Here is a 20455-nt window from a genome sequence, read left to right as displayed (position 1 = left end):
TCCCGGTTCAAGGATAACAGCATTGACACCAAGGTTCTTTGATTCTGCATAGGCTTTTGCCAGCAGGGTGCCGATTGTTGCGCTTGTCGGGTATGCAGTGTTGACTGAGAGATTGAAAGCGTTCTGAGCTGCCCTGATAATGTCAGAGAAGTACTTGCTTTCATCAATTGCAAGGAGTTCCGGCCCGTAAATTGTCCCGGCATCGTAGGCGGCTCTCATGTCAAGCCCTACAATGAGTGGGTATATTTCCAGCTTTGCGAGCATGGTGGCGAGCTTCTGTGGAACTGCCTCACCTGCTTTACAGACAACCTTAGTTTCCTTTATTGCTACCTTCCCGGCTTCTATTGAGGCGGGAATCCCTGCGCTCTGGAATTCACCCAGAATCGGACCAGGTGGGAAACTGGTAGGCCCCTTCTGGACAATTATATCCATAGGAGCTATTGCTCCTGCTTTGATTGGGGAAGGAGTTTTTGTCTGCTCAAGCAATTTGAAAAGCTTGAAGGGACTTTCATTGGTAAATACCAGAGCAGTCTGTTTGTCAAGGTATTTGTTCATCTCGGGGATGGTTTCCCCGAGCTGGTTTAAAGCCCGCTCTGTGAGGGTGTTCCTGGAGACTTTGAGCACCGCAACGTCTTTAAGGTCCCGGCGAATCTTCTGGATCTTGGTTGCGAGAATGCCTTCAATCCCTACCATCCCGAAAACTTTGTGGGACTGGATGAGCTCCTTTATGTTTTCGATTTCATCCTTTTTCCACTGTGGGATGTGCTCGGTGTGATGCCTTTCTTCTGCCATTTACACCACCCTCTCTGATTTCCCCATGGTTGTTGTGACATAGACCGTTCTGAGGTTGTGCTTGCCCTTATCGAGGACACGCTCAAGCCTGGCCATAATAGTCTCAATATTTTCGGCAAGGTCGTCAGGATTCATAGTCCTTCTGCCGACAGCCACGTGGAAGGTAAGTCTGTCTTTTGACCTGAGCTTGACCGCATTTTGCTTGCTCTGGATCATTTCGCCTATATCCTTGTTCGGCATGAGTGGGATAGGCATCTTGCCTCTGGGTCCCAAAACAATACCAAGGTTCTTACCGATTATAGGCATGAACTGAGTTTCTGCAATAAAAAGGTCACATTCGTTTGCAAGAACTCTGGCTTTGTTCTTGTCAGCTACCAGCTCTTCGAGATCAACGTCAGAAATAACATACGCAGCACCGGCAGCTTTTGCCCTCAGGCCAACGTCACCCTTTGCAAAAACACCGATCTTCAGCTCTTTTCCGAGCCCGTGCGGAAGAATTACTTCTTCATCGACTCTGTTCTTTGGTTGGTTCATGTCAAGGTTCTTTAAGTTAATCGCCAGATCCACGCTTTCTGAGAAATTGCGTTTTGGCGAATCCTCTAGGACTTTCTTGACAGCTTCCAGTATATTCTTTTCTACCATCTTGTTCCTCCCCGTAGTGTTTGAACTTAATGTCCAGACAGCCGTTACGGCTTACTACGGTGGTTGTAGGGGCTCCCATCCGAGGTCTGTTACTCTTAACAGTAGCCACCAATAACTTTTTCTAAGCTATTCCAGTAGAACACTGTTCAAGGCTCTTGTGCTATTAGTGGTATCCAATTTAAAACTATTGGTGTGTAGACAGACCACGAATTAAAATGTAAAGGGAGTAGAAGGCTTACCACTCCTCGCCTGCAAGCAAATCGTCAAATTTGCCTTCAGCGAGTGCCTTCTGGCAGTCCTTAGCCTTCATTCCCTCTACGTTCACTCCCATAGGGACACAGGTGCCCATTACTTCTTTCATTGTGGCTTTGAGGTCATAAGAAAGCACGTCTTCCTTTTTCATACGGGCGATCTTTACAACCTGCGGGATGGTGAGGTTTCCAACAACTTCACTTCCTGCATTTCCTGACCCTTTCTGAATCCCCAGCTCTTTCATGACCAGGGATGCGGTCGGAGGAGTGCCTACCTCGATCTCGACGTTTTTCTTGTCGTCAACAATTATCTTCACAGGGACCTGCATTCCATTGTAGTCCCTTGTTTTTGCATTGATCTTTTCGACCACTTCTTTTATATTGACCCCGAGCGGACCAAGTGCCGGACCTAATGGTGGTCCGGGATTCGCTTTTCCTCCGGGGACAAGTGCTTCAACAATACTTGTCATCTGAGTCTCACCGGTTTTATATAGTCTAAATTTTGTAGATTTGTTTCAATCCACTCTGAGTACTGGTGATTTTTGTTTATTAATAAGCTGGAATTTTTAAGGAGTTTCCATCCGATTTCTGGCTTAGTCTTTCTCTTTTTTGAGTATTCTTACGGTATCGCCGCGAATCGTGATAGGGATCGGAACCACAGCATCGAAGAGTTCCACAGTAATTTCCTCATGCCCTTCGTCAACCCTTTTAACCCGGGCTTTCTCTCCCTTGAAGGGTCCAGAGGTGATCTCAATTATAGCCCCTTCCTTAATTCCGGTCACTATTGGTTTGGGCTTAAGGAAGTGTTCTATTTCCGCGATTGAAGAACTCCCTTTAACAATGGCTCTTGCGTGTGGGATTGTCTGGATTGCCAGTTCCACTATTCCGGATTTGGGCGCCTCGACAAGGACATATCCTTTGAGCTCATCAGGAGCCAGGATTGCCCTTATGTCCAGTTTCTCCTTCTTCGAAATCCTTGCAAGGGCTGTTGCAACTGACCTTTCCTGGTTTGCCGTGGTTTTGATTACGAATATCTGGGAGTCCTCACTCATTGGGCCACCCACTGGGGCAACATTGTCAGCAGTACATATATAATAAATCCAATTGCGCCCACAGCCAGTATGCCGGCACCTGCAACTTTGGCAATGGTCAAGAACTCTTCCCTGGACGGTTTTTTCGTAAGTTTCAGGACCCTCAGGTGTGCCCGGATTGCCTGACCAACGCTTTTTGTGGTTATTTTCGGTTCAAATGTGGATTCTGCCAATTAATTCACATCCAGGTTTTTATATACATCTTTATTTTTATCTGGAGTTTTGTGCGCGGCTCTTCCCATGTATGTTACATCTCCGAAATTTGTTTTTATATCGCAGAATATCGGATTTTATCTTTCAGGAAGGACGAGCGGATTATATTATTAATTCCTATTATATGAAGATATCACTGGCACGGTCTTTGGAACATCCAAAAATTTAGACGCATGACATTACTCACGTAAAACCCTTTTCGTGTCAGTAAATATATTTCATTTTTGATGCCGAATTGTATCGGCACCATACTGCATTTACCATAAAAATAGTTTTCGATTGGATTTTATATTCCTACGTTCCTTCTTTTTCCTTCAAAAGGGGGAAAACAGTATTTTTTCTCCAACCGAGCGTTTTTACCCATTTTACTGTTTCATTCCTTATTTGATCACTCTACGAAGTCAATTCCATACTTATATGTAATGTTCTTATCGTTCCCGTGACCGTAAATCTGGGCAGAGGTAACTCCTGTGACCACGATCATAGTGCGTACTGTCTGTTCGAGGTCTGGGTCAATCTGCGCACCCCAGATCAGGCGGGCGTTGTTGTCTATGCGGCTGTAGACTTCCTGGACCACAGACTCGGCTTCCGAAATGGTCATGTCAGGGCCTCCAACCACGTTAACAAGAGCAGAGGTCGCACCTGATATGTCCACGTCAAGGAGCGGGCTGCGCAGAGCTTTCTGGACCGACTCGACAGCTTTGTTTTCGCCGTCTGCCTCTCCAAGCCCTATCATAGCAACGCCTCCGTTTTGCATCACAGTTCTTATATCTGCAAAGTCAAGGTTGACAAGTCCGGGCTTTGTTATCAGTTCGGTTATGCCCTTTACTGCTCTCATAAGAACTTCATCCGAGACTTTAAAGGCAGCTTGAAGTGGAAGCCTTGGGACCACTTCAATCAGCTTGTCGTTGGGGACAACGATAACTGTGTCTGCAACATCTCTCAGACGCTCAAGGCCGGCTTCGGCGTTTGTCCTCCTGACATGTCCTTCCACGCTGAACGGGAGGGTTACGACTGCGATCGTAAGGGCTCCTGCATCTCTGGCTGCCTCAGCCACTACAGGTGCTGATCCGGTTCCTGTTCCTCCTCCAAGGCCTGCGGTGATAAAAACCATATCTGAGCCCTGGACGATCTTGTTAATCTCATCAATACTCTCGATTGCAGCATCTTCTCCTATCTGGGGGAGACTGCCGGCTCCAAGTCCTCGGGTTTTCTTTCTCCCTATGAGAATTTTTTTGCCGGAGCGTATATGAAGAAGGTGCTGAGCGTCAGTGTTCAGAGCAACAAGGTCTGCTCCCTCGATACCTTCGCCCATCATGCGCTGGATGCTGTTTGAACCGCCGCCTCCACAACCTACTACTTTGATAGTTGTTTTAAGGCTCCTCAGTATTTCTTCAAGTTCAGCATCCACTTCTAAATTTTCATTAGAGTAATCTGAATTTGAGTACTCACCCTGCCCGGCACGTCCTTCCAGGGCAGATCGAGCAAGGGCTTCTTCAACAATGGATCTCATACTACTGTTTTCCTCCATTCTGCTGGGATGATCATTTAACGGATTGTATTAGAAACAGGTATATTACAACAAGAAACAAATTATTTTAACCATCACATATACAGTTTCCAATTTAATAGTTTTCCTTTTCCAGTTTTTGAATTTGCACTGTATGTGCTTAATAATTTTATTAATGTTACTCTATCCCGGTCTGATATTATATTCCTTGCTCTTCGGGACTATCTGGTCTGTTTCTCTTTTTTGCCCGATCTTATTTAATTTCTTTGCATCAAATGTATATTTTTTTATTTTTTATATTTTTTTGAGGCTGGTTCCTGTATTTTTATCTTTCCCTTTTTCCTGATCTTTTCTGGAACCCGACAGGAAGCTCAAGTACATATTTTCACCTGCGGAACGTGGGTTAGAGCCTGCTTTACTTGTTGCCATTAGGCAGAGGTGTCACACAGGAAGCCCCTGAATCTTTAGCTCAGGGGTAGTTCACGCTTTTCCTCTTGATTCCCCTAAGATGATGCCTGTTGCAATTAGATGGGCAACCCTGAGAGGCTCCGGAATATTACTTCTTATTGAAGTGAGGCGAACTATCTTTTCTGCGCTTTTTACTCCTATCCCGGCTTTCTGGATATAAATTGGAGTCCTGTTTTTTTCCGTGATCAGCTTTTCTATCTTGCCTGCTTTTTTTATCATGTCCCAGCGCACCTCTCCATCGGAGAAATGCCTGAGGGCAGCTCGAATCTTTTCAAAATCCGGGTAGGCACGCATGACCACAATAACAGGAAGTCCTGTCTCTCTGTAAAGCTCCTCTATATCAACAACATTAAAGCCTCCGTAAGTGATCCCATCAAGCATGACAATCCTGAGCTGACTGTAATGCCTGCTATTCTTTATCATTGTGCTTATCACCTCGGTAGCATCAAGGCCGTCTCTGGTGATATCCGAACGCAGGATTCCGTCTATCCAGTCTCCTCCTCTGAAAACAGTTCCTACTATCATTACCCTTTCATGAAGAAGCGCAGAGTCGTCTATGCCCAGAATTCGGATTTCAGGTTTGATATGAAAATCTGAACTCACAGGTATCTTTACGTCTGAATTACAAAAATAGTTTGCCGGTTCCCCATGACGCCACTCCCAGCAGAAATCAACGGGAAACAGGAATTTTTTCCGGTAAAAATGGGCTCCCTTAAAATATTTTTTTTGTGACTCCCCGGATTTTTTACACGAACATTGTCGTCTCAGGTGGGCTGCTAGGCATCATTTTCTGCGTATCTGCAGCCACAGATACTTTAGCCACTGCTTCGAGGAAATCTCCCATTTCAATGACTTCCTTGTCTTTTCTGACCGCGAACATGCCTGCTTCAGTGGCAATTGCCTTCAGATCTGCTCCACTCATCCCTTCGGTAGCTTTTGCGAGCTTTTTAAAGTCGATTTCTTCTGCAAGAGTCATCCTTTCACAATGGATCTCGAGGATTTTTCCTCTTGCTTCTATTCCGGGCATCGGAACATGGACAAGCCTGTCAAAACGGCCTGGCCTTAGAATTGCAGGGTCAAGGACATCCGGTCTGTTTGTTGCTGCAATGATCCGAATATTCTTCCTCTTATCAAAGCCATCCATTTCTGCAAGAAGTTGCATCAAAGTTCTCTGAACTTCTCTATCTGCACCAGTTGTCTCGTTTAAACGCCTTGCAGCTATTGAATCCAGTTCATCGATAAAGATGATACTGGGAGCTTTTTTCCGTGCCATCTCGAAGATTTCCCTTACCAGCTTGGAGCCGTCCCCAATGTATTTCTGTACAAGTTCAGAGCCCACAACTCTGATAAATGTCGCATTGGTTCTATGGGCTACGGCTTTTGCAAGTAGGGTTTTCCCTGTTCCCGGAAGCCCGTAGAGTAGTACTCCTTTCGGGGGCTCAATCCCTATCCGGGCAAAGCGTTCAGGATCAATTAGCGGAAGTTCGACTGCTTCCTGAAGTTCCTGAATCTGCTCCTCAAGACCGCCTATCTGATCATAATCCACTTCAACACTTTCGATAACTTCCATTGCGGCAACAAAAGGCTCTTCTGTTGAAGGGATAACCTCTGCAATAGCAAGTGTATGCTGGTTCAAGGCAACCTTTGCCCCTGGAAGCAGTTTTTTCTCGTCAATATATTGCGAAACGTTAACCAGAAACTGAGGCCCGTTACTGCTACGGACGATTATACGGTCATTCTTGATCACATCAATAACCGTACCAATGATCAACGGAGAGGTCTTCATACGATCGAGCTCTGACTGCAGCTTTCGTATCTCTCTCTCATATTTGATCTTTTGGTTCTCTAGATAGCGTTTTTCAGACTCTATCTGGCTACACTGCTCTTCCAGAAAACTGTTGCGGCTTTCAAGTTGCCTCACTCGGTCCTGGACGCTTTCAGTTGACTCCCCCAGCTCTCCAGGCTCAATTCCGTCATACACAGATCCGGACTTCACAAGGTGACTGCGCATGCTTTCATCCTTACTTTTGGTACTTTCCGTCATGGAGCTCCGAATATTATTTAAGTTCATACCGTATATAGCGTTTTCGAAGTGATTAATATGCAGTGTGAAATATGTGGTGCAGAGATCCGTGAAAAGCCTATCTCCGTTACAATTGATAACAGCGAACTCCAGGTCTGTCCGAAATGTGCACCGTACGGTAAGCCCGTTGACAAACGGACTCCCGTATCAAGGAAAGTCTCTCCGGTAGTTCGTACGGTACCACGAACTGAAAAGAGGCCAAAAAAAGATTTCTTCGATATATTAAAAGATGAACTTCTGGACAACTACGATCAGATTATCAGGGACGCCAGGGAAGCCAAAGGCTGGTCTTTGGAGGATTTGGCTGAAAACATCAAGGAAAAAGCATCTCTCATCAGAAAGATAGAGCGAAGCGAAATAGTACCCGAAGAGCCCGTTAGAAAGAAACTGGAACATACCCTTAATATCAAACTCACCGAACGCACGGATGCCTCAGGACAGGAAGTCTCTCACATGAAGAAAGACACTACTCTTGGCGACATAGTAAAAATAAAGCGCAAATAAGTGTGAGTTTTAACTGTAAAGCTTTATATTGAGGTTTTGTTCCAGCAGTAATAACCGTTTCCGACAGGTTTTTCCTCTCGGAAACAACTCTAATAGAGAGAGTTTTCATTCGAAGAGGTTTCCCTCTAAACTTCTTGCTATTTTTTTATAATCTGCGTTTTTATCGCCGCACCATCCCTTTTAAATGGAGCTTTCTTTTAACTATAATTAGTTTCTTCTAACTTTTGTTAAATCTCAATCTCTATATCATAAACCTTTTCAGGATTTTCCTTGTGAATGGTCCAGAAAGGTTTTTCCCCGTGCGTTTCAATGAGTTTTAAAGTTCTTCTCGGGATCGTCTTCGGGCCAAGTACCGCACCCGGCCTGTCAGGGTCATCGATATAATCAGTTTCCATCATAAAGCGAGTCCCTTCTTTAAGAGCCTGCTCGATTGCTCCTTTAACCGATATGACTCCTGGAAAAATCCCAAGTTCTTCACACGTCTTTACAAGGGGGGGAGAGTAATGTTTGACTACCCTGTACATTTTTATTCCTGTTTTTTTTGCCCTTTCTGCTATATCCTGAAGTTCGGGCTCTCCCACGCTTTCCGTATGGAGCTGGACTGCGCAGTCCTGTTCTTTTCCGAGAGAAAAGGCGTGTTCCATTATCTCATTCGAGGCTGCCCATATCTCTGCGGATACGGGATAGTGCGGGCGTCCTGATTTTATTCCCACCGCAAGGCCTCTTTCCACATATCCAGCAGCAATTTCAAGGCCCTTTTTCATGGTTTCCGTAGCTTCTGATAGTTCCATATATTCCGCAAGCTTTGAGATCTCAGCAGGGTGAACTCCCAGAACCGGAAAAGCCCCGACCCCAATCTCGCGGATTTTTGATGCTATTTCCACGGTTTCGTCAAAGACCGCAAGATAATCCTCAGGTTTCCTGACCGTAATCCCAAGGGACCAGGTGGGTTTGGTGACCAGGATTATATGCGTCCCGCCTGATCTCTGAAACTCTTTTACGGCTTCAAGCCCTCTGGCTCTTGGGTCTATATGCATATGGTTGTCGGTAATCGGGATTTTTGCAGGCATGTTTACTCCTTGAAGGGTTCCTGAAAACTCTCTTCACAACTCTCTTCACAACTCTCTATTCAATAGTATGAATTCTAAATCTCTGGAATTTTTATGAAGGGCTTTCTGGATTGAATTCAATAATATGAATACTATAATTTGAATACTATACTTTAAATGCTATTCTGAATACTATAACTTGAATACTCATTGAATGTGCAGTTAACGGTTGACTTGAACACTGTGCCTATCTTTGTAGGGCACGAGGACAGGATTATATTCTGTGGACTCGTATCTATTTTCTGGATGCATTACTCCATATTACTATTATAGTATTACCCAAAAGTTGAAATATGAGCTTTACGTTGAGTACGCGGTAAGATTCAATTATTCTTTCCAAATTCTTCAAAAGTTTCCCCTTTTTAACTTTTAAATCGCTACGGTTCTTTTAACACGAACCTTATAGATCTGGTGATAACATGACTAAAACCGCAGCAGTAATCAAAGGTGACGGGGTAGGCCCCGAACTTGTGGATGCAATGCTTAAAGTTGCAGAAGCCGCTGGTACTGATATCGAATTCTTGATGTGTGAGGCCGGAGCCGGCTGGTGGGAGCAGCATGGAGGTAATTCCCTTATCCCCGATGAAACCTGGCAGCTCCTTGACAGCTCCGATGCCTGTTTCAAGGGCCCTACCACAACCCCCGGAGGAATCGGTTCTCCGAGAAGTGTGGCTGTATCTATCAGGACAAAGTACGACCTCTATGCAAATGTCAGGCCAATAAAGACGTTCCCTAACTCAAGTGCCCCTCTCGGAGATGTTGAGATGGTCTGTGTGCGTGAGGGGACGGAAGGGCTTTACATAGGAGAGGAAATCCAGCTTACAAACGATGTTTCCATTGCAATCAGAAAGATTACCCGCACGGCATCCAGCAAGATTGCCCGCTATGCCTTTGAGGACGCTAAAAGGAGAGGTTACGACACTGTTGTGCCCATCCATAAAAGCAATATCCTGAAAATGACCTGTGGCTCTTTCTTAGAAGAAGTTGCAAAGGTGGCACAGGACTACCCGAACATTGAGGTCTGGCCCTATCATATTGATAACATTGCCCAGCAGCTTATCAAGAACCCCCAGCTCTTCAACAAAAAGGTACTCCTTTCAACCAACCTCTTCATGGACGTTATCAGTGAAGAATGCTCAGCTCTTGTTGGCAGTATAGGGCTCATTTACTCTGCAAATATCGGAGACAATTTTGCAATGTTTGAACCTGCTCACGGTTCAGCCCCCAAGTATGCTGGCCAGGATAAAGTAAACCCTGTTGCAACGGTGCTTGCAGGGGCCTGGATGCTGGACTACCTTGGTGAAAAGGAGAAGTCAGAAGCTATCTTCAAAGCCACAGAGCGTGTAATCTCCGAAGGCAAGTATGTGACTTATGACCTTGGAGGCAGCGCAAAACTCAGTCAGATGACAGATGAGATTGCAAAATACACCGCAGAAATCCTTAAATGAAGATTTGAAAATCCGAAAAATGAGGCTCAGAAAGCAACCGAGTTCTTCGTTTGCTTTCTTTTTTCTCCGTTATTGATTCTTTGTCTTTCTATTTCTGATTTCTCTCTGTTGTTCCATATCTTCTGCTCGCTTTCGCAACTTTAATCCTTTTCGTCATCTGGTTCCTGAATTTTCCCTTTGCTTTTTAGTCTTCCTCCAGCTGTATGTGCCGGGTCACAGATTGGCTGGTAGAGGAAGTATTTCTCAACATAAGCAAGGAGTTCCTCATCTGAGATACAGGAAACCCTTTCTTCTTTATCGTAGAGCTTCTGGATTTCTTTCTGGATCTTCAGCAGTCTCCTGTCATCTTTTTCGATTGTGGTTTCGACATCAAGGAGGTCGTTTAAGGTTTCCTGGACCTTGTGACGTATTACCTCAAGGCCTGAAGAATCCCCTACGAGGAGACGCCTGGTACCTCCTACCAGTTCAGGGGGATAGGGTTCATAGTTGAAGGGATTCTTCAGGACACCTGCGGCATGGATTCCTGATTCGTGGGCAAATATATTTTTCCCGACCACAGCTTTGTTTCTCGGGACTCTGAGCCCGAGTTCTTTTTCCATAAACTCTGCAAAACGGGTAATAGGTTCAAGATTATATTTCTCAAAACCTTCAATTCTGTCTGCCAGAAATAGCAGAATTTTTTCCATCTCGCTGTTTCCTGCACGTTCTCCGATTCCCAGGAAGGTCACGCTTGTCCAGTTGGCCCCATGCCAGAAACCCGTAATTGAACTTGCTGCTCCGAATCCGTAATCGTCATGGATATGAGTTTCTATATTCTTGACCCCAATCTCTTTTTTGAGGTGCTGGACAATTTTCGGAATTCCGTAAGGTTCATCAATATTCATGAACGGCATCCCATATCCAACGGTATCGCAGACTCTTATAATGCAGTTAGGATCGATCTCCATAATCTTTTTTACCAGGGGGAAAACAAAGCCGTAGTTGTCAGCTCTCGTCATATCTTCCAGATGAGCCCGTGTACGAAGCCCGTGGTCTACTGCATACTGAAGGGCGTCAAGATACTTCTCCTCAGCCTCCTCCCTGCCTGAAAGCCTCATCTTCGAATGAATGTGCGTATCCGAGACTGACATCAAAATCCCGGTCTCTTTAATCCCGTCAACTTCCAAAATTTTGTCTATGTCAGCTCTTGAAGCCCTTGCCCATCCTGTGATTTCAGGACACTCATATCCCCTGTCGAACATAAGGTCAACAGCGTCTCTGTCTCTTTTATTGAATACAAAGGCTTCCAGTTTCTCAATCCCTATCTCGTGCAGGTATTCATAAATTTTAATTTTGTGTTCTCTGCTCAAGACAATTCCCGGCATCTGGGAGCCGTCGCGAATAGTGCTGTCACTTATAAATATTTCGTTTCCATAAGGCAGCTTTAGCTTGGGCAGATCTTCATATGATTCGTAAATTTTCATCTATTTATCCTCCTTTCCTTCAGATGGCAGGGTCCTGCATCGAGAGAGCGGGCTTACACTGCTGGGGTTTTTCCTGTTAAAAAGATGCTGTTATGTATACAGATTAAAAAATCAGATATTAAACCGAAGAAGTTCAGCTTCCTGTTTAAAAAACATTTATTTTGGGGAATATCTATCTTTTTTCTTAAAAGGGCGTTTTAACTTTTCCTCAAAGAGACACTGTTATCGGGAGTGTCGGAGACTTAATTCCCATATGCTGTTATAGTTAAAATCTCTTTCTTTTAAAGCTGCTATAGGTATTTTTAAATTCATATCATAAAAATGTTTTGCATGTTCCCTTATAAATAGTAGAATATTTCCTTTTTATCACTTCTTCAAAACCTTTCTCCGACATTCTTTGCAGAACGCTCTCTTAAGATAAACCTCATTTTTATTTTTAAGGAAGTTGATGTTTCAATTTTGAAGACTCATTTTTTAAGGTACGGCTCAAAACCAGTACAAACTTTTCTATATGTTTTTTCCCGATTCTTTTGTTGATTCATTAAAGTTTACTTTCCTTTATTGCCCTTCTTATCGATAATAAGGTATATCTACAGCAAGTTATATTTATAATCGGGTAAATCTGAAATGTCTAATTTATGAATGTCTTTCTATATGCATCTGCATATGGTTTGCACCTGATAAAAATTGTATATTGGCGGCTCTAACTATTATACCCCGATTTAATATAATTTCAAAATTATATCGCCATATATTTAATTCATATTCAATATATTTGCTTTACTTTTCCCGAGGTAGAACATGTCCGAAATAGTAAGTGTTAGCGGTGGTCCGACTAAACCGGAAATAATTGCAGTGTCTCTTTCCAAACTCGGACTGCAGGATGGGGACCGGTTTGCAGATGTAGGCTGCGGTACGGGCTCGGTCTCTATTGAAGCAGCCCGGATTACCCGGAACCTGATTATCTATGCAATCGATGCACGTAAAGAAGCCCTCTTTGCTACGGAAGCGAACTTTAAGAATTTCAAGCTCGAAAATGCTATGGTTTTAGCCGGTGAAGCTTCGGAACTCCTTGGTTCCGGAGGGTCTATCGATTCAATTGATTGCGCTTTTGTTGGCGGAACTAAAAACATTGACACCGTACTTGAGAAACTTGTTGAAAAAAAAGCCCGCAGCATTGTGGTAAACGCAGTCCGCATTGAAACCGTTGTCAGAACGATCGAGGCTATGAAGAGACTGGGAATTTTTGATGAGGTAGTCCACGTTGCAGTCTCGAGAAGTGCCCCGATCGCCGGCGAGACTATGTTCAAACCCGAAAACCCGGTATACATAGTTGTCGGAAAAAAACAAGCTTGAAAATAATCCTTTTATTCCCCACCAGTTTAATTAAATCACGTTTTACATTTACCTATTAAAAAACCTATGGAGCGATAATATGTTAATAGGAGTAGGACTTGGTCCCGGAGACCCTGGGCTTCTGACCCTTAAAGCAGTGGATGTTTTGAAAAACAGCGATAAGGTATATGTTCCAGGACGCCTGGCAAAAGACCTTGTAGCCCCTTATGCGGATGCCGAAATCCTCGAGTTTCCCATGATAAGGGATATAGAAGTCCTGAACGCCCTCTGGAAAGAAAATGCAGACAGGGTAGCAGAAGAGTCAAGAAAAGGGACAGTAGCTTTCGGGCTTATAGGTGACCCTAACTTTTTCTCTACTTTCTCCCACCTGAAAAAGGTCATGAACAGGTACTACCCGGATGTTGAGACTTCGACAGTGCCGGGAATAAGTTCCATCACTTCTTTTGCTGCAAGGACTGATGTAGCAGTCGAGAGCTCCTTTGAGGTAAGTGACGGCTCTGAGATTGGATATAAGATCCACCTTAAAGCCACACAGCCGAGAAAGATCATGGGACAGCTCGAAGCTGAAGGATACAGGGAGTTTATTTTTGCAGAGAGGCTCTTTTCGGACAATGAGCTGATTATTAATAAGAAAGAAGATATCCCGGAAAAAGGAAACTATTTCAGCATCATTTACGGAAAGAAATGAAGCCACCTGAATGAAACCTTCAATGATCTTTACACTACTTTGAGTCTCAGTATACGAGTTTGAATTTCAGCATATAACTTTTAACAGGAAAGCAAAGGGAATGGTCAGATGGAAAGAAAAGTATATTTTGTAGGGGCAGGCCCTGGAAACCCCAAACTGATTACCGTATTGGGGCGTGAGATGCTTGAAAAAGCGGATCTTGTTATATACGCAGGCTCCCTGGTAAACCCTGAAGTCCTTAACTACACGAAGGGAGATAAAGTAGACAGTTACGGGCTTACCCTTGATGAAACCACGAAACTAATTGCCGATGCCGTGGATGCAGGAAAGTTTGTTGTACGCCTTCACAGCGGAGACCCTTCTCTTTACGGGTCTGTTATAGAGCAGATGGAAGAGTTGAGAAAATACGATATAGGAGTCGAAAGGGTAGCAGGCGTCTCGTCCGTTTTTGCAAGCGCAGCCGCGCTGGGCACCCAGCTTACTCTCAATGGGGTTTCCGATACTCTTATTATCACCCGCCCCGCGGGAAAAACCCTGGAAAAAGACCTTATTCCCGAGCTTTCTGCCTATAATACCACCATGGCAATTTTCCTTGGTACCCAGAAGATCAGGGAAATTATGGAAAAAGTCCGCTGCCCTAAAGATACGCCTGTTGCAGTGGTCTTCCATGCGTCCTGGGAAGATGAAGAAGTCATCACAGGGACTGTTGAAGATATTGCAGATAAGGTGAAAGATGCAGGGATCAAGCGCTCGGCAATGATAATCATCGGTGGGGTTGTTGACCCTAAAAACTACAGGAGGTCCTACTTATACGGAGTGGCCCAGGAACCGTTGTAATTACCTTTGAAAGAAACAGGGAAATTGCATCAAGGATAGCAGAGCATCTTGAAGCCGACCTTCTTCTCTATGAAAAAGGCGTGTTCAGGACTGCCTTTGAAAATTACGGAGCAATCGTTGCAGTCTTTGCTACAGGAATTGTGGTAAGGGACATTGCCCCTCTTCTCGATAATAAGTGGTCAGATCCTGCAGTGGTAGTTGTGGACTCAAACTTGAATTTTGCAATTCCCCTCCTTGGAGGGCATCACGGGGCAAACGAAATTTCCCGAAAGATTGCGGAATTGGGTGCAGTTCCTGTGCTCACCACAGCCACTGAGGTTCACGGTAAACCCTCGGTTGAGGGAATTGCTGATAGGTTTGGCTGCGAGATCTTCAATAAAGAATCCACAATAGCTGTAAACTGTGCACTCCTTGACCAGCAGGTAGAGGTTCTTGAGGTTAAGGGCCCCAGGATTGTTATTGTGGACGAGGATGTTTCCGTGCTTGTAAGAAAAAAACAAGCTGTTGAAGTAAAGGATGAAAGTGCCGGACAAAGCTAACAATTAACAGCTAATAATCCGATTAAGTCAACTACCCCTTAGCTATCAACTATCCTTAGCTAAATACTCAGAGGTTTCTTGCTAAGGTTTTATAAAGAAACTGCATAAAAAAGCAGTGGATTAAAGATTACTGATGATTATCGGAATCGGAACCCGCAGGGGCATAACAAAAGAAGAAGTCATTGACGCCGTAAAACAGGCGCTTGATGAGTGCGGCCTGAGTCTCAAAGAGATTCCGGCTTTTGCTTCTGCGAAACTTAAAGAAAATGAACAGGGGCTGCTGGAAGCAGGTGAACTGCTCGGCATTCCGGTTAAGTTTTTGCCGGATGAAGTGCTGAACAGCTACAACCCCCCTTCCTCGTCCCAGGCCTCGCGCTTTGGGTTAAAAGGGGTTGCAGAGCCTGCCGCGCTGGCCCTCTCGGAAAAACACGAATTGATTTTCAGGAAGAAAGTCTATGGCAGAGTCACAATCGCAATCGCAAGATAAGGCATCCGGCGGAAAACTCTACGTTGTAGGGATCGGACCGGGCTCCGTGGAACAGCTTACCCTAAAAGCCCGGGACGTAATCCTCAATGCCGATTATGTTCTCGGGAACAGTACCTATCTGGACCAGATGGAAAGCCTTCTCGGTACTCAGGAGGTAATCCGAAGTTTCATGGGAAAAGAGGTTGAAAGAGCCCGGAAAGCCGTGGAACTCGCAAAATCCGCAAACGTGGTCATGATCAGTGGGGGCGACACCAACGTCTACGGCATGGCAGGCATCGTTATGGAGGTCGCTGAACACGAGAACCTTGACGTGGACATCGAAATCCTGCCTGGGGTCACAGCAATCCTTGCCGGGGCCAGCATTCTCGGTGCACCCGTGGTGACGGACTTTGCGGTGATCAGTTTAAGCGACCTCTTAACTCCCTGGGAGGTCATCGAAAAGCGGCTTCATATGGCTGCAGACGCTGATTTCGTGATCGGGCTTTACAACCCAAAGAGCCGCAAGAGACAGTCCAACTTTGCAAGGGCAATCGAAATCATTCGCAAGTACAAGGCTGATTCTGTGCCGGTGGGGCTTGTCAAGAATGCCATGAGAGGTGAGGGAGAAGACCAGATCGTGACAACCCTCGGGGAAGTCATGGAGTCTGAGGACTGGGTGGACATGAGCACCGTCATTCTCGTAGGCAACGGGGAGTCCAGGATCTGGAAGTCTCCGAAAAAGGATCTTATCATAACACCCAGGGGGTATCAGAAGAAATATGACTACTGAAAAAAACAATGAAGGGAAAGCCGGGGCTCTTGAAAACCTTGAAGAGTTTACCGAGCTTACCGTGGATGTTGACCCTGAACTTGTGGGCATTTGCAGGGACTCAGGCGCAAGGACTGAAGAGGCAAAAGCCATCTACATGAAAAGCCGGACAATGATCCAGGAAATCGTCGGGAACAACACCCCAGAAGACCGTTTCCGCCAGCGCTGCGTTATTGCCACCGGAGACCTCTCCGTTGCAGATATCATGCGCTTTAACAATGACCCCATCCCTGCAGGCGTGGAAGCTCTCAAAAAAGGCGCGCCGATCTTTGTGGATATCAACATGGTAAAAGCCGGGGTCACAAAAGTCGGGCACAAATCCAAAATCATCTGCGTGCTTGACGAAGACCTGGATGCTGCAATTGCTAATAAGTACGGGATAACCAGGACGTCTGCAGGTTTCCTGGCTGCCAGAGACCGGCTGGACGGAAGCATCATCGCAATTGGAAATGCGCCTTCTGCCCTCATCATGGTCTGTAAACTGATCGAAAAAGGTGTTAGGCCTGCCCTTATAATCGGGCTTCCTGTTGGTTTTGTAAACGCGGCAGAATCCAGGGAAATGGTCAGGGACCTGAAAATTCCCATTCCCTCAATCAGCTGTGTTGGGACCAGGGGAGGAACTCCGATGGCTGTTGCTTGCGTAAACGAGCTCGTAGCAATCGCAAGAGAAAGTGAAGAATAACACTTTCTGCTTTCTTTTTTTCTTTTTTTTTCTTTTATCTCAGATTGTTTTTTATTTTCGAGTCGGCTTTTTAGTTGCTGCTTGCAGACATTATTTATCTTTGCAATAAATATTTATCTGTTGCGTCCCATATTGTAATTCGAATCAAGAATATATTGTAAGAATTGATGTATGTATTATTCTCGTATGTCTTCTTCTCTGTATTATTTTCAGGGTGGGTTTAATTGGGCAGCAATGATGGCAAACTGGTTATCTTTTTTATGCTCCTGGCAATCACTTTGTTTTTCTATGTTTCTCTTCCTTTCATGTTCAGGGGACCTGCAGCATCGCTTTTTGTAATACACAATCATGATATTAAGGGCCATGAAGTGGCAATTGAAGTATTTGATCAACATAACAAATCAATAATAAACGAAACATACCTTCTGGAACCCAGGGGTGATGTGTCACGATCTCGTCCTTTTAGTTTAAGGTTCCACCGGGAAAAAAGAGAGTACATATTTAAGGTAACCATGGATAACCAGATTACAAGCACAGCTAAACTGGAGTTTCCGAATAGCCACGCTTTTGCCGACATACGTTTGTACTACAGGGACTACGGCGATATCCCTTATGAGAACCGCGAGTCCCCTGAAATTGTCCCTATTTTCATAGAATTTAACGAAATGATGTGAGAAGAAACAGGCCTAATTTACTGTTTCCTTCTCAAATTTGTGTTTCAAATTGTGTTTTAAATGTACGCACACTGTTCAAGAAAACTTAAAGCAGCCATCTGAAATGGTTCTGGTAGATCATCGAGAGCCCTACAAGGATAAGCACTATCCCTGCTCCTTTCTTGAAGGCTGCATCGTACTTTGATATGAGCTTTATTTTAGAAGTGGATAGATGAGCCGAGTATGCGAGCAGGAGCATGGGCACCGCAAACCCTGCAGAATAAATGGAAAGGGTTAATGCACCTGTAGCAGCGTTTCCTTCCAGGGCAACCATGGTCAGGATTGAGGCAAGGATCGGACCCACACAGGGGATCCAGAGCACCCCAAGGGACAGCCCTAAAAGAAGGCCAGAGATCGGTCCGCCTTCGTTCATTCCTGCAAGAATGGGGAACTTTGCAAAGGCGTTAAACAGGCTGATCTCAAAAAGCATTGCTATGCCCATTGTAATGATTAAGATTTCTGCCAGGATTTTCAGCTGACCTATATATGCCTGAAAAACTGCTCCGAATGCGGAGGTCACAACTCCCATAAGGGTAAAGGATATCGATACCCCAAGTACTATGGCAAGGGGCCTTAACTTTCCTTTTCCTGTTGAGCTTGCCAGAACTGCAGGAAGGAGGGGGAGGATGCATGGGGACAGGACGCTGAGCACTCCTGCGCCAAATGCAGCTAGAGGGGAAATAGCTTCATAATACATGGTTCTGATTCGATGTTTTTCAGTTTAGTTTTTTACGATAGTTTTTAATTCGGAAATCTGTTTTACTTTGTATTTTCATAGTAAAGAATGGCTCTTTTTATGAGCTCTTCATACACATGATTTTCCCTGAGCCCCTGAACTCTTGCCTGGGATCTGTCTGTGGTAACGTTTCCGTCTTCCTGCATGTAAACATATTCTCCGTTTTCAATGCCCACGACTACAAAGGAATCAGGGATGTAGTACGCTCCGAAATAAGCTTCAATTTGATGGCTATTGGCTACATCTGCAGACATAACCGTGGCTTTTCCTCCATATTTCGCTGCCAGTTCGTTCATTATGGGTTCCATTTCCCTACATGCAGAGCACCCCTCGGATCCGAGTTTCACAAAGACAGGGCCTTCCTGAACAGATGTGTTTATCTGTTCCAGATCAGTTAGTTCTACAACAACACTTTTTTCCTGGTCACCTCTAAAATCCGGAGTAAGCTCGGCTGCGGTGTTTTTCGGGTTTTCAGTACAGCCTGCCGTAAAGAGTACAGATACAAGCAGGATCAGTAATATAATTAATTTATTCATAATCTCAACATTGGTTTTTTATTTTGTAGTTCTGTAGGTTTTCTGTATTAATAATTCACTCTTCTCACAAATAATTTTGCTTCTACTGATTCTGAAAGTCTGAATTTTGCAATAGTATTATCCGTCAAACACAAATAATTAACCGTAAACAAAGGTCCTAACCATCTGTAAATAACTATCTGTGATTCTCGATTTAAGGGATTCGATAGAATACATATCAATTACTATATTAGAGTCCTGTGGCAGGAGTGAAAAACAAAAGATGGGGATGAACTTATTATGACTAAAAGATAAAAAGGAAAAAGTCGTTCCCTGTTACATGATTGATATTTTTTATATTAAAGCTCCCATTAAGGCCATTGATTGAGTTTTTATCTACTGTACGCAGGCGGGCTCAAGCCTTGCGCGGCGCGTGAAAAGAGAACGTGAGGTTCCATTAGCGGTTATTTTGGAATAATGCCAACCAATTAATCAGGGATCACCAGGGAAAAAGAAAAGAAAGAAAAACTAAAAAGGAAAAGAAACATAAAAAAGGATCTATTCTGATAGAGAAATGTAAGTCCGATATAGAAGCTTCAACTATTCTGAATTATGTAAATCTTTTTCCTTTTTACTCTACCTTATTTTTCGTCAAGGGTTTTTTCTACGGCAGTCACGACATTGTCAAAATTCTTCTGCCACTCAGTGCTGTGTTTAAGCTGGTCCTGGACGATCGTGCCCTTGTCTTCCATTTCTGCGATTTTGGGTTCTATAGGAAGTCTGGCAAGGATGGGGACATTAAAGTCTTCTGCGGCTTTTTCAACGCCTCCGCTTCCGAATACATCTATAGACTTATTGCAGTGAGGACAGATCAGCCCATGCATATTGTCCACAAGCCCTATTACAGGTATATTTAGTTTTTCCGAGAATGTAATTGATTTCCGGACACTGATTAGGGCTACATCCTGAGGGGTTGTAACAAGTACGGAACCGTCACAGTTGGGGATCAACTGGGCTACACTCAGGGGTTCGTCTCCCGTTCCCGGAGGAAGGTCGATAATCAGAAAGTCAAGCGCTCCCCAGTAAACTTCTTCAAGGAACTGCTTGATTGCCCCCATTTTAGCTGGCCCTCTCCAGATTACAGGTGAGTCTTTGTTTTCGAGCAGAAAACCAATGGACATTATTGAGAGGTTGGGAAGCACCTGAATTGGGATAATTCCTTCTTCATTTACCTCAAGTTTTGCGGACTCCAGTCCAAAGATCGTAGGGACAGTCGGGCCATGGATATCACAATCCAGAAGACCTACCCTGTGCCCGCGTAGGGCAAGCCCGACAGCGAGATTTGCGGCAATTGTACTTTTTCCTACTCCGCCTTTCCCGCTCATTACCATTATTTTGCTTTTGATACGCCTGAGGTTGACTACTATTTTGGGCTCATCGGGTTTTTTCGACAAACTTTCCAGTGGTTGAACTTTATCTTTCATTTTTTATCGCCTGTATATAATTTCCGCATTTTCAGT

Annotated in this window: 23 protein-coding genes; 10 read left to right on the top strand and 13 right to left on the bottom strand. The window is 44.5% G+C overall.

What is annotated here, in order from left to right; genetic code table 11:
- The 8 genes from PHF18_RS14295 to PHF18_RS14260 form a co-directional block, all read right to left on the bottom strand.
- The coding region (locus PHF18_RS14295; protein ID WP_300104047.1) for a 50S ribosomal protein L10 at positions 1–792 on the bottom strand (792 nt) is incomplete at its 3' end.
- Positions 793–1434, bottom strand: a complete 642-nt coding sequence (locus tag PHF18_RS14290) for a 50S ribosomal protein L1 (RefSeq protein ID WP_300104046.1) — start codon at positions 1432–1434, stop codon at positions 793–795. It lies immediately after the preceding gene.
- A 235-nt stretch (positions 1435–1669) separates the two neighbouring features.
- Entirely contained in the window at positions 1670–2155 is a 486-nt protein-coding gene (locus PHF18_RS14285; RefSeq protein WP_300104045.1) for a 50S ribosomal protein L11, read from the bottom strand.
- A gap of 123 nt (positions 2156–2278) precedes the next feature.
- Positions 2279–2737, bottom strand: a complete 459-nt coding sequence (locus PHF18_RS14280; RefSeq protein WP_300104044.1) for a transcription elongation factor Spt5 — start codon at positions 2735–2737, stop codon at positions 2279–2281.
- Positions 2734–2949 (bottom strand): protein translocase SEC61 complex subunit gamma, encoded by a 216-nt coding sequence (locus PHF18_RS14275; RefSeq protein WP_048131547.1) that lies wholly within the window; start codon positions 2947–2949, stop codon positions 2734–2736. The genes PHF18_RS14280 and PHF18_RS14275 overlap by 4 nt, the downstream gene beginning before the upstream one ends.
- Positions 2950–3377: 428 nt before the next feature.
- Complete coding sequence (ftsZ, locus tag PHF18_RS14270) at positions 3378–4502, bottom strand: cell division protein FtsZ (RefSeq protein WP_300104039.1); 1125 nt, start codon at positions 4500–4502, stop codon at positions 3378–3380.
- 477 nt (positions 4503–4979) lie between these two features.
- Complete coding sequence (locus tag PHF18_RS14265) at positions 4980–5570, bottom strand: DUF99 family protein (protein ID WP_300104037.1); 591 nt, start codon at positions 5568–5570, stop codon at positions 4980–4982.
- A gap of 142 nt (positions 5571–5712) precedes the next feature.
- Positions 5713–7011 (bottom strand): proteasome-activating nucleotidase, encoded by a 1299-nt coding sequence (locus PHF18_RS14260; RefSeq protein ID WP_300104035.1) that lies wholly within the window; start codon positions 7009–7011, stop codon positions 5713–5715.
- Positions 7012–7068: 57 nt separating this feature from the next.
- Here PHF18_RS14260 and PHF18_RS14255 point away from each other — a divergent pair, with 57 nt between their 5' ends.
- On the top strand, positions 7069–7554 hold the full coding sequence (locus PHF18_RS14255) for a multiprotein bridging factor aMBF1 (protein ID WP_300104033.1): 486 nt from the start codon (positions 7069–7071) through the stop codon (positions 7552–7554).
- A gap of 227 nt (positions 7555–7781) precedes the next feature.
- Here PHF18_RS14255 and PHF18_RS14250 read toward each other — a convergent pair whose 3' ends face one another.
- Positions 7782–8624 (bottom strand): TatD family hydrolase, encoded by an 843-nt coding sequence (locus PHF18_RS14250; protein WP_300104031.1) that lies wholly within the window; start codon positions 8622–8624, stop codon positions 7782–7784.
- 458 nt (positions 8625–9082) lie between these two features.
- Between PHF18_RS14250 and PHF18_RS14245 the strand changes: the two genes are divergently transcribed.
- Positions 9083–10111, top strand: a complete 1029-nt coding sequence (locus tag PHF18_RS14245; RefSeq protein ID WP_300104029.1) for an isocitrate/isopropylmalate dehydrogenase family protein — start codon at positions 9083–9085, stop codon at positions 10109–10111.
- A gap of 140 nt (positions 10112–10251) precedes the next feature.
- Here the strand turns inward: PHF18_RS14245 and PHF18_RS14240 are convergent, their stop codons facing one another.
- Complete coding sequence (locus PHF18_RS14240) at positions 10252–11574, bottom strand: isopropylmalate synthase (RefSeq protein ID WP_300104027.1); 1323 nt, start codon at positions 11572–11574, stop codon at positions 10252–10254.
- A gap of 801 nt (positions 11575–12375) precedes the next feature.
- On the opposite strand from PHF18_RS14240, the gene cbiT reads away from it, so the two are divergent.
- From cbiT to PHF18_RS14200, 8 genes are all read left to right on the top strand, one after another.
- Positions 12376–12930 (top strand): precorrin-6Y C5,15-methyltransferase (decarboxylating) subunit CbiT, encoded by a 555-nt coding sequence (cbiT, locus tag PHF18_RS14235; RefSeq protein WP_300104025.1) that lies wholly within the window; start codon positions 12376–12378, stop codon positions 12928–12930.
- Positions 12931–13009: 79 nt separating this feature from the next.
- Positions 13010–13618, top strand: a complete 609-nt coding sequence (locus PHF18_RS14230) for a cobalt-factor II C(20)-methyltransferase (RefSeq protein WP_300104023.1) — start codon at positions 13010–13012, stop codon at positions 13616–13618.
- Between the two features lie 108 nt (positions 13619–13726).
- Complete coding sequence (locus tag PHF18_RS14225) at positions 13727–14455, top strand: cobalt-precorrin-4/precorrin-4 C(11)-methyltransferase (protein ID WP_300104021.1); 729 nt, start codon at positions 13727–13729, stop codon at positions 14453–14455.
- 80 nt (positions 14456–14535) lie between these two features.
- The gene (locus PHF18_RS14220) at positions 14536–14994 is read left to right on the top strand and encodes a cobalamin biosynthesis protein CbiG (RefSeq protein ID WP_300104019.1); all 459 of its coding nucleotides are present in this window, start codon (positions 14536–14538) and stop codon (positions 14992–14994) included.
- 133 nt (positions 14995–15127) lie between these two features.
- Positions 15128–15481, top strand: coding sequence for a cobalamin biosynthesis protein (locus tag PHF18_RS14215; protein ID WP_300104017.1), 354 nt, complete (start codon positions 15128–15130; stop codon positions 15479–15481).
- On the top strand, positions 15450–16250 hold the full coding sequence (gene cobJ, locus PHF18_RS14210) for a precorrin-3B C(17)-methyltransferase (protein ID WP_300104015.1): 801 nt from the start codon (positions 15450–15452) through the stop codon (positions 16248–16250). The genes PHF18_RS14215 and cobJ overlap by 32 nt, the downstream gene beginning before the upstream one ends.
- Positions 16240–16971, top strand: coding sequence for a precorrin-8X methylmutase (locus PHF18_RS14205; RefSeq protein WP_300104013.1), 732 nt, complete (start codon positions 16240–16242; stop codon positions 16969–16971). Before cobJ ends, PHF18_RS14205 begins: the two co-directional genes overlap by 11 nt.
- A gap of 224 nt (positions 16972–17195) precedes the next feature.
- Positions 17196–17645 (top strand): hypothetical protein, encoded by a 450-nt coding sequence (locus PHF18_RS14200; protein ID WP_300104011.1) that lies wholly within the window; start codon positions 17196–17198, stop codon positions 17643–17645.
- Positions 17646–17730: 85 nt separating this feature from the next.
- Here the strand turns inward: PHF18_RS14200 and PHF18_RS14195 are convergent, their stop codons facing one another.
- The 3 genes from PHF18_RS14195 to PHF18_RS14185 all read right to left on the bottom strand — a co-directional run bounded on the left by PHF18_RS14195 (position 17731) and on the right by PHF18_RS14185 (position 20419).
- Complete coding sequence (locus tag PHF18_RS14195; RefSeq protein WP_300104010.1) at positions 17731–18381, bottom strand: cytochrome c biogenesis CcdA family protein; 651 nt, start codon at positions 18379–18381, stop codon at positions 17731–17733.
- Positions 18382–18443: 62 nt separating this feature from the next.
- Positions 18444–18956 carry a co-chaperone YbbN gene (locus PHF18_RS14190; RefSeq protein WP_300104008.1) on the bottom strand — a complete coding sequence of 171 codons (513 nt, stop codon included), beginning with the start codon at positions 18954–18956 and terminating at the stop codon, positions 18444–18446.
- A 620-nt stretch (positions 18957–19576) separates the two neighbouring features.
- Entirely contained in the window at positions 19577–20419 is an 843-nt protein-coding gene (locus PHF18_RS14185; RefSeq protein WP_300104006.1) for an Mrp/NBP35 family ATP-binding protein, read from the bottom strand.
- Positions 20420–20455: the final 36 nt, after the last annotated feature.

This window comes from Methanosarcina sp., assembly GCF_028693135.1.
In the GTDB taxonomy this organism is placed as follows: domain Archaea; phylum Halobacteriota; class Methanosarcinia; order Methanosarcinales; family Methanosarcinaceae; genus Methanosarcina.
The sequence above is the reverse complement of the archived record's forward strand: the minus strand, read 5'-3'. Positions and strand labels throughout refer to the sequence as shown.

Bases quoted from the DNA above. Each gene is read 5' to 3' on its own strand.
- PHF18_RS14205 (WP_300104013.1), top strand. From the start codon at position 16,240: ATGACTACTGAAAAAAACAATGAAGGGAAAGCCGGGGCTCTTGAAAAC.
- ftsZ (WP_300104039.1), bottom strand. From the start codon at position 4,502: ATGAGATCCATTGTTGAAGAAGCCCTTGCTCGATCTGCCCTGGAAGGA.
- cbiT (WP_300104025.1), top strand. From the start codon at position 12,376: ATGTCCGAAATAGTAAGTGTTAGCGGTGGTCCGACTAAACCGGAAATA.
- PHF18_RS14185 (WP_300104006.1), bottom strand. From the start codon at position 20,419: ATGAAAGATAAAGTTCAACCACTGGAAAGTTTGTCGAAAAAACCCGAT.
- PHF18_RS14230 (WP_300104023.1), top strand. From the start codon at position 13,010: ATGTTAATAGGAGTAGGACTTGGTCCCGGAGACCCTGGGCTTCTGACC.
- PHF18_RS14255 (WP_300104033.1), top strand. From the start codon at position 7,069: ATGCAGTGTGAAATATGTGGTGCAGAGATCCGTGAAAAGCCTATCTCC.
- PHF18_RS14215 (WP_300104017.1), top strand. From the start codon at position 15,128: ATGATTATCGGAATCGGAACCCGCAGGGGCATAACAAAAGAAGAAGTC.
- PHF18_RS14260 (WP_300104035.1), bottom strand. From the start codon at position 7,011: ATGACGGAAAGTACCAAAAGTAAGGATGAAAGCATGCGCAGTCACCTT.
- PHF18_RS14285 (WP_300104045.1), bottom strand. From the start codon at position 2,155: ATGACAAGTATTGTTGAAGCACTTGTCCCCGGAGGAAAAGCGAATCCC.
- PHF18_RS14240 (WP_300104027.1), bottom strand. From the start codon at position 11,574: ATGAAAATTTACGAATCATATGAAGATCTGCCCAAGCTAAAGCTGCCT.
- PHF18_RS14280 (WP_300104044.1), bottom strand. From the start codon at position 2,737: ATGAGTGAGGACTCCCAGATATTCGTAATCAAAACCACGGCAAACCAG.
- PHF18_RS14290 (WP_300104046.1), bottom strand. From the start codon at position 1,434: ATGGTAGAAAAGAATATACTGGAAGCTGTCAAGAAAGTCCTAGAGGAT.
- PHF18_RS14245 (WP_300104029.1), top strand. From the start codon at position 9,083: ATGACTAAAACCGCAGCAGTAATCAAAGGTGACGGGGTAGGCCCCGAA.
- cobJ (WP_300104015.1), top strand. From the start codon at position 15,450: ATGGCAGAGTCACAATCGCAATCGCAAGATAAGGCATCCGGCGGAAAA.
- PHF18_RS14195 (WP_300104010.1), bottom strand. From the start codon at position 18,381: ATGTATTATGAAGCTATTTCCCCTCTAGCTGCATTTGGCGCAGGAGTG.
- PHF18_RS14225 (WP_300104021.1), top strand. From the start codon at position 13,727: ATGGAAAGAAAAGTATATTTTGTAGGGGCAGGCCCTGGAAACCCCAAA.
- PHF18_RS14250 (WP_300104031.1), bottom strand. From the start codon at position 8,624: ATGCCTGCAAAAATCCCGATTACCGACAACCATATGCATATAGACCCA.
- PHF18_RS14190 (WP_300104008.1), bottom strand. From the start codon at position 18,956: ATGAATAAATTAATTATATTACTGATCCTGCTTGTATCTGTACTCTTT.